Here is an 11,705-nt window from a genome sequence, read left to right on the forward strand (position 1 = left end):
TTAAAATACGTTAGCATCGCGATTGAATATTACTCAAATTAGCCATAGTAATTTAAACCATCAGTTTACTAAACTGCTGTATAATACAAGTTTTTGAGAAAAATGAAAATCAGTTAACCATGCCAACTTCAATTTTTGACACCTACCAAACCGACGGCTCTGCAAATCAAATTTTTTTGAACATCCAGATTGGCTTTGCACAATTAGGCAGCACCGCTGTCTCTGTTGATGGTGTGCCTATTGTTATAACTCCGCCGGCTGATGCGGCCGGGAACTACAGGAATGATTTTACCATACCCCTGGGTACTAATGCCGCCTTAGCCGGGCGGGTGTTGCAGATAATATCCAACGTAAATATTATCCAGCCGCCAGGAAATTCAAGCGTCTCCATTAATTTATCGGGGGGCACAGCACCGCAGCAGTACCTATTAGATAGTACCGGGGCTGCCGTAGGCGATGTCGTAAATTATTTTGCTTCAATTACATTTTTATAGGATCATGTATAAGAAAATACTCATTTTGTTTGCAACTCTGCTGATTGGAAGCGTATTGCTGTTCCCCCTTAAAGGAATTGCCCAGGCAAAAGATACCACCAAGGCCTTACATGCTAATGGCGATACCTCGTGGGTTATCAATACATTAAAGGCCCCCTCGTCCCCAGCGGCGAGCCTTATTGGAATTTCGCCAAGTTCGATCCAAAGGCCTACCGACCCCTCGGCCTTTACCACTTCTTTTCTCAACGCCACCAATAACTTTTCCACCATACCCAACAGCTACGCTGTTGATTTTGCCCCGGCCTGGCTTTTTAGCGGTCGTAATATCTCCTATAATCAATTCAACTCGGACAAACTGAAAAATAATTTGTGGCAAAGCCTGGATGTTTCTTTAGCCATGAACAATGTTAAAGACAGCCTGACTAACAACACGAATACGACTTTGGGGATAGGCATAAAAATCTCTTTCCTGAGAGGGAAGATCAATTCAAAAGCTAATCATCTTGTCGATCAGACCTATGCCTTATTAAGCCAGGTTACCGCCCTGCAACAACAAAAATTGCTGGCGTATGAAAAAATCCATCCGGGATACCTGGCACTGCAAAGATCGTTGCACACACTCCCCGACAGCGTAAGAATCATCCGCATCGCGCAACTGAATACAACCAGGGACAGCATTTTTAAACTGGCGAACACCGAACTGAAAAATCAACTCGACTCGATAAAGTCGATCGGGCAATCGATAGATTTTACCCGGTATGGATGGAAGCTTGACCTGGCAAGCGGCCTGTCCTATTATTTCCCAAAGCAGAATTTTTCAAACGGGACCTTAAATAATGCGGGCGCATGGCTGACAGGCGGATACGAAGACGAGGGCAACCGCATTTCCTTTCTGGGAATACTAAGGTATCTATATAACCCGAAACATGCTTTTGCCGATGCCAACAATATACTATCTCAAACTAACTTAAGTACATTTGATTCAGGCATCAGGTTATTATTCGAAACCGCAGACAGCAAATTCACCTTCGGAGGCGAAGTGATATATCGCAGCATTCTGAATAATACGGCTGTTAAATCTTCGACCAGGTATAGTATAAGTACCGACTATGAGATAGGTAAAAACCAGCTGCTTTCGTTTGTATTTGGCCGCGATTTTGATGGAACGATCAATAAAGGCGGGAGTCTGCTTGCCGCCCTGAATTTTATCATTGGATTCGGGAACACAAAATCCATCAAGCCTAATTAATAGCCGAGCAGTCTTAGTGACGCACAAGTCCTGTTTTATTCCGGGCGATTAACTTCCAATTAACAACTCATCTGTAAAACATATAATAAATTAGGGGAATAGCCGGTCGCGAGCCGGCTATTTTTTTGTGCCTATTTTTATACAAAGTATTCACGGTTAAATCAACCCATTCCAACCCGGCCACTCAATTTATATTCAAACTAAATTGCATTTCTCATTTGCGGGCGGCGGTTATTTATATTGACGTTGCCTACCTTCGGGAATCGAATTTAAATCGCCGTTGGTTATGGATGATTTTCTTGCCGCCAGGTCGCAAATGGCGCTATCGTTAGGGTTCCACATCGTGTTTTCATGCATCGGCATGGTGATGCCCTTTTTTATGGCTATAGCGCATTGGTACTGGCTCAAAACCAAAGATCCCGTATATCAGAACATCACCAAAGCCTGGAGCAAGGGCGTAGCCATATTTTTCGCCACGGGTGCGGTATCGGGCACTGTACTTTCCTTTGAGCTCGGTTTGCTTTGGCCAACGTTTATGAAACACGCCGGGCCCATCTTCGGGATGCCGTTCTCGCTGGAGGGAACGGCGTTCTTTATCGAAGCTATTGCGCTTGGTTTTTTCCTTTACGGCTGGGAACGCTTCAATCCCTGGTTCCATTGGTTTACGGGACTTATCGTGGGCGTAAGCGGCATTGTATCGGGTATCCTGGTGGTATCGGCAAATAGCTGGATGAACAGCCCGTCGGGGTTCGATTATGTGAACGGGCAATACCTGCACATCGACCCTGTTAAAGCGATGTTCAATGCGGCGTGGTTCCAGCAGGCGCTGCACATGTCGATAGCGGCATTTGCCGCGACAGGTTTTGCGGTGGCGGGCGTACATGCGCTGATGATAGTGAGGAAGAAGAATGTTAAGTTTCATTACATGGCCTTCCGCATCGCCATTGTTTTCGGTGCGGTAGCGGCAATACTGCAACCCATTAGCGGCGATATATCGGCTAAAAACGTCGCCAAAAGGCAGCCCGCCAAACTTGCCGCAATGGAAGCACACTTTAAAACCGAGAAATTCGCACCGCTTATTATCGGCGGCATACCTGACACGGCCACGAAGCAGGTAAACTATGCCATCAAACTGCCAGGCATGCTCAGCTTTATGACCTATGAAAATTTTAACGCCGAGGTAAAAGGGCTCGACCAAATACCGGCAAAAGACCAGCCACCCGTGGCCGTTACGCATTATGCCTTCCAGGTGATGGTAGGCTTGGGTATGGCCATGCTGGCGCTGGCGCTGCTGTATTTTATTGCGCTGTTTAAAGTGAAGAAATGGTTTAGCAAGGAGTGGTTCCTTAAACTGTTCGTAGCGGCTACGCCACTCGGCTTTATTGCGGTGGAGGCCGGCTGGACCGTGACCGAAGTAGGCCGCCAGCCCTGGATAATACAAGGCGTTATGCGCACCGCCGATGCGGTAACCCCGATGCCGGGGATAGCGTATTCGTTCTACATATTTACCGCGGTTTACATTTCGTTAAGCCTGGTAGTTATATTTATGCTGTACCGTCAAATAAAAATGGTACCGGTGGTATATGATGTTGCCTCACCCCAACCCCTCTCCAAAAGAGAGGGGCTTTAAAAGAGAGAATTAACCGACCCTCTTTACCGCTCGCGGTAGAGAGGGTCGGCGAGCGTAGCAACGCCGGGGTGAGTCAACTAATGAGGCTACGTTCAAAATAAAACAATTAACAAAAATCCCTCCTTTGGAGCGGGATTTAGGGAGAGGCCAAATGCTTTACGTCGTTATCATATATCTCTGGCTTGCGCTGCTGCTGTACCTGCTTTTAGGCGGGGCCGACTTTGGCGCGGGCATCATCGAGCTGTTCACTTCCGAAGATAATAAGGCCAAAACGCGGCGCATCAGCTACCAGGCTATCGGCCCGGTGTGGGAGGCCAACCACATGTGGCTCATCATAGCCATCGTTATCCTGTTTGTGGGCTTCCCGGATATCTACTCCACCATGTCCGTACACCTGCACATCCCGCTGGCCATTATGCTGCTGGGTATTATTGCCCGGGGCACGGCCTTCGCCTTCCGCAATTACGACGCCGTGGTGGACAACATGCAGAAGATCTACAACAAGATATTTGTTTACTCAAGTTTCATCACGCCGCTGTTCTTGGGCATTATTGCAGGCAGCGCGGTATCGGGGCAGATAGACACCCATGCCAATACCTTTTTATCGGCCTATATCTACAGTTGGCTCAACTGGTTCTCGGTGTCCATCGGGTTTTTTACGGTGTCGCTTTGCGGCTTTATTGCGGCTATTTACCTTATCGGCGAGGCAAAGGACGATGACGAGCGGCGGCGGTTTGTGCGCAAAGCCTTGCAAATGAACGTGGCTGCGGCGGTGTCGGGTTCGCTGGTTTTTGTTTCGGCCATTGCAGACGGCATACCCCTGGTGGATTGGGTTTTTGGCAACCCGGTAGGTATAGCGGCGGTTTCGGCGGCCATCCTGTCACTTATTGTTTTGTGGCGGCTGATCCATAACGGTCGCGCGCGGACACTGCGGCTGCTGGCCGGTTTCCAGATAACGATGGTACTGATAACGGTAACCTATAAGCATTACCCCAACATTGTGATACTGAAAGGGGGCGGCTACCTGTCGCTGGTGGCAAACCGGGGCGCGGATAAGCCGATAGAGGCGCTGGCCCTGGCGCTGCTGATAGGGAGCCTGTTTATTTTGCCGGCGCTGGTGTATTTGATCTACAGCTTTCAGAAACGGGGAGCCGGGGAGCATTAAGCCTCACCCCGGTCCTCTCCAAAGGAACGTCGAAGTTTTTACGTCGCTGTTCGGTGTTCGGTATTAAAACCCCTTAACTTGATCACATTGGCCGCACGTTAATGTGCCCTAATCAAATTCCGCAATTTCCACCCGAAAAATGGCCCAACATAAGCGTAAAACATCGCCCCCGGGCCTGTTACTTACAACTTTCACAGCTAAAATCGACCTAACCCCCGGCATCTGAAAACCGTAAAAGCCCTTAACGCCCGGCGCCGGTAGCTATGCGCCAAACAAAAAATATTATATTAGCAACAACAACCGAACAACCCGCATGAAAAAAGGACGCATGGAGGCTTTCAGCGACGGCGTATTTGCCATCATTATCACCATTATGGTGCTCGAGCTTAAAGTGCCCACCGGCATCTACGGCGACGATTGGCGCGCCATACTGGCCATGGCGCCTACGTTTCTTACCTATGCGCTCAGTTTTGTGTACGTGGGCATTTACTGGAACAACCACCACCACATGCTTTACCTGGTCGACTCGATTACCGGCGGCGCACTGTGGGCCAACCTTAATTTGTTGTTCTGGCTTTCGCTGATGCCCTTTGCCACCGGCTGGATGGGCGAAAATCATTTTTCCAAATGGCCCGTCATCGGTTACGGCACGGTGCTTATCATGTGCGCCATCGCCTATACCATACTTGCCTATATGCTCGCCAGCCATTGCGGCAAAAACTCCGAACTGGCCCGCGCCCTCGGGCGCGACTGGAAAGGCAAAGGCTCGCTCGCGCTCTACATCATCGCCGTTGCCGCGGCTTTTTTCGACCCGCGCATTGCCCTCGGCATCTATACCATCGTGGCCCTTATCTGGTTCATTCCCGACAGGCGCATCGAAAAACACGTGCAGCATAGTAAGTAGGCAGTTTGCCGTGCGCAGCAGGCAGTTGCCCTGTTATTGCCACTGCCGTTAAGGGGTTAACATGGTTAACACTTTTTTAGCGACAAATTAAGTTAATAAGCTGAATATCAGATAAATAATAAATTTTCCATTGCAAAGGTGTTAACCATGTAAACAGTCGGCCCCGCATAGGCGACAGTACCCGGTAAACCCAGGCAAGCAGGCACAGCGCCCCTACGTTAACGAACCTACATTACAAAAACAGGCAACATCAAGACGGGCACCGGCAGCACCATTAAACCAATGACGAAAAGGAAACAGCACCAGGCAACAACGTGACAAAATGTAAATCTGGAAGGCGAGGAACTGCATTAGGCCGAATTGTGGCCGCAACGGGCAGCACGGGTAAGCGATAGCGGGAATGGTGAGAGGATGAGGCAGGAATGTGATAAATGTAGAGCCCAAACCTTTGCGCTAGAGATGGGGCAATTACAAAATCAACTATATTAGCTATTAATTTGACCTAAAACTTTTCTTACTTTGCTCAATGGCTTCTTTTAATACCGTCTTAGATAAATACCGCGAAATTTCTTTTTCCGAACGAGATAAAGGCGAGCGCTTTGAACATTTAATGCAAGCATATTTATTAACCGATCCTCAATTTACTGCGCGGTTAAAAAATGTTTGGCTTTGGAACGAATTTCATGGCAGGCACGATTTAGGGAGCGTTGATACCGGTATTGACTTAGTTGCAAAAACTATAGAGGGTGATTATTGGGCCATACAGTGTAAATGTTATGCGCAAGGTACTGTTATCGACAAACCGGCTGTTGATAGTTTCCTGTCAACATCAAGTCGCCACTTTAAAAACGAGGAATTAAAAACAGTAGCTTTTTCACACCGCCTTTGGATAGATACAACAGGCACGAAATGGGGCAGCAATGCCGAAGAAGCCATTAGAAATCAGAACCCTGCTGTTAGCCGCTTAAAATTGCACGATTTACAGCAAGCGCCGGTAGATTGGGAAAAGTTGGAAAAAGGGGTACATGGCGAACCCGCCCGCACAAAAAAATATACGCTGAAATCGCATCAAAGAGATGCGATGGAAAAAACACACGAGGCTTTTAAAACTGCCGACCGCGGCAAATTGGTTATGGCCTGTGGCACCGGCAAAACTTTCAATTCGTTGCGTATTGCGGAGAATGAAACAAACAACAAAGGCTTCATTTTATTTTTGGTACCGTCAATAGCGCTACTGGGTCAAACTTTGCGGGAATGGACTGCTTTGGCGAATGAACCTATTAACGCCATTTGTATCTGTTCCGATCCCGCTATTTCAAAAAAGCAAACTAAAAACGAAGATACGGATGGCTTTAGCACGGTAGACCTGGCATTGCCGGCATCTACCAATATGCAGGAGATCATTCACCAATTCAATTACATCAAACTGACGGGGAATCAGGGGATGACGGTGGTTTTTTCAACGTATCAGTCCATTGATGTAATTGCCCGCGCGCAAGCTGAACTACTGAAAGAAAAAAGTCGTTTTGGAGAATTTGATTTGATTATTTGTGATGAAGCGCACCGCACCACGGGCGTTTCATTGGCAGGTGCCGATGAATCGGCCTTTACCAAAGTACACGATAATAACTATCTGAAAAGCAAGAAACGCCTGTATATGACGGCTACGCCCCGTTTGTACAGCGATGATACCAAAAGTAAAGCAGCCCAGGCCGATGCCGTTCTATGTTCGATGGATGACCCTGCTCTTTATGGTGAGGAAATTTACCGCATAGGTTTTGGTGAGGCTGTTTCGTTAGGATTGCTGACCGACTACAAGGTATTGATATTAACACTCAATGAAAATGATGTGCCGCCCGCCGTTCAGCAGATGATTGACAATGGCAATAACGAGATCAACACCGATGATGCGTCAAAACTGATAGGCTGTGTTAACGCGTTATCCAAACAAATATTAGGTGATGCCGGCGTATTAGAAGAAGGCGATCCCGAGCCAATGCGCCGCGCAGTAGCTTTTTGCCAAACTATAGCCACCTCAAAAAAAATTACAGAAACCTATAATACAGCTTCCGAAGTTTACATCGATTCCCTGCCGGCGGCGAAGAAAGAGAAAATGGTGTCGGTGGCTTCAAAACATATAGACGGCACCATGTCCGCCCCGGAGCGGGATGAGTTATTAGGCTGGTTAAAAGCCGAATCTGGGCCAAACGAATGCCGCATATTAACCAATGTACGCTGTTTAAGCGAAGGGGTAGACGTTCCGTCTTTAGATGCTGTTATGTTTCTTTCGGCGCGAAATTCGCAGGTTGATGTAGTGCAGTCCGTTGGGCGCGTGATGCGCCTTTCGCCCGGTAAAAAATATGGCTATATCATTATACCGGTAGTAGTGCCATCAAACGTAAAGCCCGAAGTTGCACTGAATGATAACGAACGTTATAAAGTAGTTTGGACTGTTTTGAACGCCTTACGTGCCCACGATGACCGTTTTAATGCAATAGTTAACAAAATAGAATTAAACAAAAAACGACCGGAACAAATTTTAGTTGGCCGCCCCGAAATATCATTTGAAGACGGCGTGCCTGTGTGGACAGACCGGGACGCTGCGGTTGAAGGCAACAATGATTTAGGCCAGCAACTGGCCGTTAAGTTTGAAGAGCTGCAGCATGTAGTTTTTGCCCGCATGGTGCAAAAGGTTGGCGATCGCCTGTATTGGGAGCAATGGGCAAAAAGCGTGGCCCAAATTGCGGAACGGCAGGTTGAGCGCATTACCAGGCTGATAAAGGAAGACACCGAACATCAGCAGGCTTTTGCCGACTTTCTGAATGGCCTGCAAAAAAATATTAATCCATCTATTACGCAGTTGCAAGCTATTGAGATGCTGTCGCAGCACCTTATTACCAAACCGGTATTTGAAGCATTATTTGAAGGCTATTCGTTTGTAAAGAACAACCCGATCTCGGTTTCGATGCAAACCATGATTGACCTGCTGGAGGGACGGGCCATTGAAAAAGATACTGAAACCCTGCAAAAATTCTATGATTCGGTAAAGATGAAGGCGCAGGGTATTGATAATGCTGAGGGTAAGCAGCGGATTATTATCGAATTGTATGATAAGTTCTTCAAAACCGCTTTCCCAAAAATGGTGGAGCAATTGGGCATTGTTTATACCCCTGTTGAAGTTGTGGACTTTATTATCCATTCGGTAAACGATGTTTTGAAAAAGGAGTTTGGTCGCACTCTGAGCGATGAGAATGTGAATATACTCGATCCGTTTACCGGTACGGGCACCTTTATTACCCGCTTGCTGCAAAGCGGGCTAATTGATAAAAAAGACCTGCAACGCAAGTATCAGCACGAAATTTTCGCTAACGAAATTGTATTACTGGCTTACTACATAGCCGCGGTGAATATTGAAAATACTTTTCATGATGCCATAGGCGAAACGGATTATCAATCGTTTGAGGGCATTTGTTTGACGGACACCTTCCAGTTGGGCGAAACTGACGGTAACTATAAACTGCACCAGGATATGTTCCCGCAAAACTCGGAGCGTGTGGAAAAACAAAAGAATACACCTTTAAAGGTTATCATCGGCAATCCGCCTTATTCTGTTGGGCAAAAATCAGCGAACGATAATGCACAAAATCAAACGTATGAACGTTTAGACAGGCGTATAGCCCTCACCTATGCAGCCCTCACTAATGCTACAAATAAAAACTCACTTTATGACTCTTATTTTAAGGCTTTTCGGTGGAGTACAGACAGATTAGATGCTAATGGGGGGATTATTTGTTTTGTATCAAATGGCGCCTGGCTTGATGGTAACAGTGCCGACGGCTTTAGAAAAACATTGGAAAGAGAATTTTCTGCTATATATGTATTTGATTTGAGAGGGAATCAACGTACCAGCGGTGAGCTTTCCCGAAAAGAAGGAGGTAAAATATTTGGATCAGGTTCGCGGACGCCAATCGCGATAACTTTACTTGTAAAGAAGCCGTCCGATGCACAAACCGCTAAAATCTATTACCATGACATCGGCGATTACCTAAGCCGCGAAGAAAAACTGTCGATTGTCAAAAAATTCAAATCGGTTGACAATGCCGATATGAATTGGAATATATTAACGCCTAATGAACAAGGGGATTGGATAAGCGTAAGAAATGACGTCTTTGACGTTTTTATTCCTGTTCAGCCTGATAAAAAATTCAACCTTCGCTGTCAATCATTTTTTACTATTAATTCAAGAGGCAACGAAACTACAAGGGACGCTTGGACTTATAATTCTTCGAAGGTGGAATTGCTTAGCAATATGAAAGGTATGGTCGAATACTATAATAAACAAGTTGATGAGTTCAGGATATCAAAAGATCATGACCCTAATTTAACAGGTATCGCTTTTATCGATACTAACCCTGCAAAGATCAGCTGGTCGAGCAGCTTGATTCCCAATTTGGAGCGTGGTTATAAAGCGACATTTGAGCCTGACAAAATTTTATCTTCCTTTTACCGTCCATTTTTTAAACAAAATTTATATTTCGGTGAAAAGATGATACATCGACGGGGGCAAATGCAAGAATTTTTTCCAAATGCCACAGTTAAAAATTTGATTATTTGCGTATCTGGCATAGGTGTAACAAAAGAATTTTCGGCAATTATAACAGATACGTTGCCAGATCTGGAGTTAATTGGTAAATCACAATGCTTTCCACTTTACGTTTATGAGGAGCGGCAAATGCAAAACCCCAGTTTATTTGAAGTAGCAGGCGAGAATGAATTTATACGCAGGGATGGTGTGAGCGATTTTATTTTAGAACGGGCGCATAGCCAGTACGGCAAAACCATAAATAAGGAAGATATTTTTTACTATGTGTACGGCTTTTTACACAGCCCGCAATACCGGGTAAAATTTGCCAACGACCTAAAAAAGATGCTGCCGCGACTGCCATTATTGGATGATGTACGGGATTTCTGGAAGTTCAGCAAAGCAGGGAGGGAGCTGGCAGAACTGCATATCAACTATGAAAGCGTACCGGCTTATGAAGGCGTTACTGTAACAGGGGCAAAACAGGGCTTTTACAAAGTGGAGAAAATGCGCTTTCCGAAAAAAGATCAAAAGGACACTATTCTTTTTAATAGTGCTATCACAATAGCGAACATTCCGGCCGAGGCGTATGAATACGTAATAAACGGTAAAAGCGCTATAGAATGGATTATGGAACGCTACCAGATTACAACCCACAAAGAAAGCGGCATCCGCAACGACCCTAACGACTGGGCCGATGAGGTGGGCAACCCACGCTATATATTGGACTTGCTGTTAAGTATTATCAATGTAAGCATCAAAACGGTTGATATTATAAAAGGATTGCCAACGGTTACTTTTGAATAATGGCTCATTGGTATTTGCCCCTTAGTGTACCGAACTTCCAAAAACGTATTTTCAGTTACCCCGTTTTTTAATGGATTTATGCGGTACCGGCGGTAAAGTTTTTGACCCGATTTGGCTTATTGCCAACTTTTATTGCGCGTTGTTGCCTTTTTTGGGAAAGTATGCTTAAAAAGCTACCAGGTGGCGGCAATTACGGCTTTGCTATCTGCCTGGTATACAGCGCGTAATTCGTAGGTGTTCACGAAAAGTGCAAAAAAGGGCCACTTTTTGGGGTATGGCAGAGTTGGAAAGCCTGGTGGTCAGCCGGTTACAATCGTTGCAGCCCGGCAAGCGGCGGCCGCGTGAACACTTCGTGTGGTGAATGGTGAATGGTGAATGGTGAATGGTGAATGGTGAATGTTTTAATTGACTATTCACTATTGACTATTCACTATTGACTATTCACTATTCACTATTGACTATTGACTATTGACTATAAACAAGAAAGGCCGTTATCTTTGGATAACGGCCTTCTTATAAAATTTGGCACCGACCTACTCTCCCACATTTTACTGCAGTACCATCGGCTCTGGCGGGCTTAACTTCTCTGTTCGGAATGGGAAGAGGTGGACACCGCCGATATAGGCACCTGAATATCTTTATAGATGTGAGATTTTAGATTTGAGATTTGAGACTGATTTGCAGTCCGATCTCTGTGAGCGCGACCCTTGGTCTCTTATCTCATGTCTCATATCTAAGACATTAATTGGAAGGAGTTATTTCGAAAAGAAGTACAACAGCTTTTGTTTGTTATCTGTTGATGTGGTGAATAGTGAATTGTCAACAGTGAATTTACATTCACCATTCACTTTTCACTACTCACATTGTTCATCAC

The 11,705-nt window shown here is 45.8% G+C and carries 6 protein-coding genes and 1 rRNA gene; 6 read left to right on the forward strand and 1 reads right to left on the reverse strand.

All coding sequences use genetic code 11. The annotated features are described in order from the left end of the window. Nucleotides 1–119: 119 nt before the first annotated feature. From VL525_RS20090 to VL525_RS20115, 6 genes are all read left to right on the forward strand, one after another. Complete coding sequence (locus tag VL525_RS20090) at nucleotides 120–494, forward strand: hypothetical protein (RefSeq protein ID WP_325389021.1); 375 nt, start codon at nucleotides 120–122, stop codon at nucleotides 492–494. Between the two features lie 4 nt (nucleotides 495–498). Next, nucleotides 499–1,743: a hypothetical protein gene (locus VL525_RS20095; RefSeq protein ID WP_325389023.1), complete on the forward strand. Its 1,245-nt coding sequence runs from the start codon at nucleotides 499–501 to the stop codon at nucleotides 1,741–1,743. Between the two features lie 286 nt (nucleotides 1,744–2,029). Beyond that, on the forward strand, nucleotides 2,030–3,373 hold the full coding sequence (locus tag VL525_RS20100; protein ID WP_325389025.1) for a cytochrome ubiquinol oxidase subunit I: 1,344 nt from the start codon (nucleotides 2,030–2,032) through the stop codon (nucleotides 3,371–3,373). A gap of 151 nt (nucleotides 3,374–3,524) precedes the next feature. Next, nucleotides 3,525–4,538 carry a cytochrome d ubiquinol oxidase subunit II gene (locus VL525_RS20105; RefSeq protein ID WP_325389035.1) on the forward strand — a complete coding sequence of 338 codons (1,014 nt, stop codon included), beginning with the start codon at nucleotides 3,525–3,527 and terminating at the stop codon, nucleotides 4,536–4,538. A gap of 313 nt (nucleotides 4,539–4,851) precedes the next feature. Beyond that, nucleotides 4,852–5,442, forward strand: a complete 591-nt coding sequence (locus tag VL525_RS20110) for a TMEM175 family protein (RefSeq protein ID WP_325389027.1) — start codon at nucleotides 4,852–4,854, stop codon at nucleotides 5,440–5,442. 610 nt (nucleotides 5,443–6,052) lie between these two features. Continuing rightward, a complete protein-coding gene (locus VL525_RS20115; protein ID WP_325389029.1) occupies nucleotides 6,053–10,831 on the forward strand; it encodes a DEAD/DEAH box helicase in 4,779 nt (1,592 codons plus the stop codon). A 520-nt stretch (nucleotides 10,832–11,351) separates the two neighbouring features. On the opposite strand, the gene rrf is transcribed toward VL525_RS20115, so the two are convergent. Continuing rightward, nucleotides 11,352–11,463 (reverse strand): 5S ribosomal RNA (gene rrf, locus VL525_RS20120). Nucleotides 11,464–11,705: the final 242 nt, after the last annotated feature.

It is taken from the genome of Mucilaginibacter sp., assembly GCF_035492695.1.
Lineage (GTDB): Bacteria > Bacteroidota > Bacteroidia > Sphingobacteriales > Sphingobacteriaceae > Mucilaginibacter.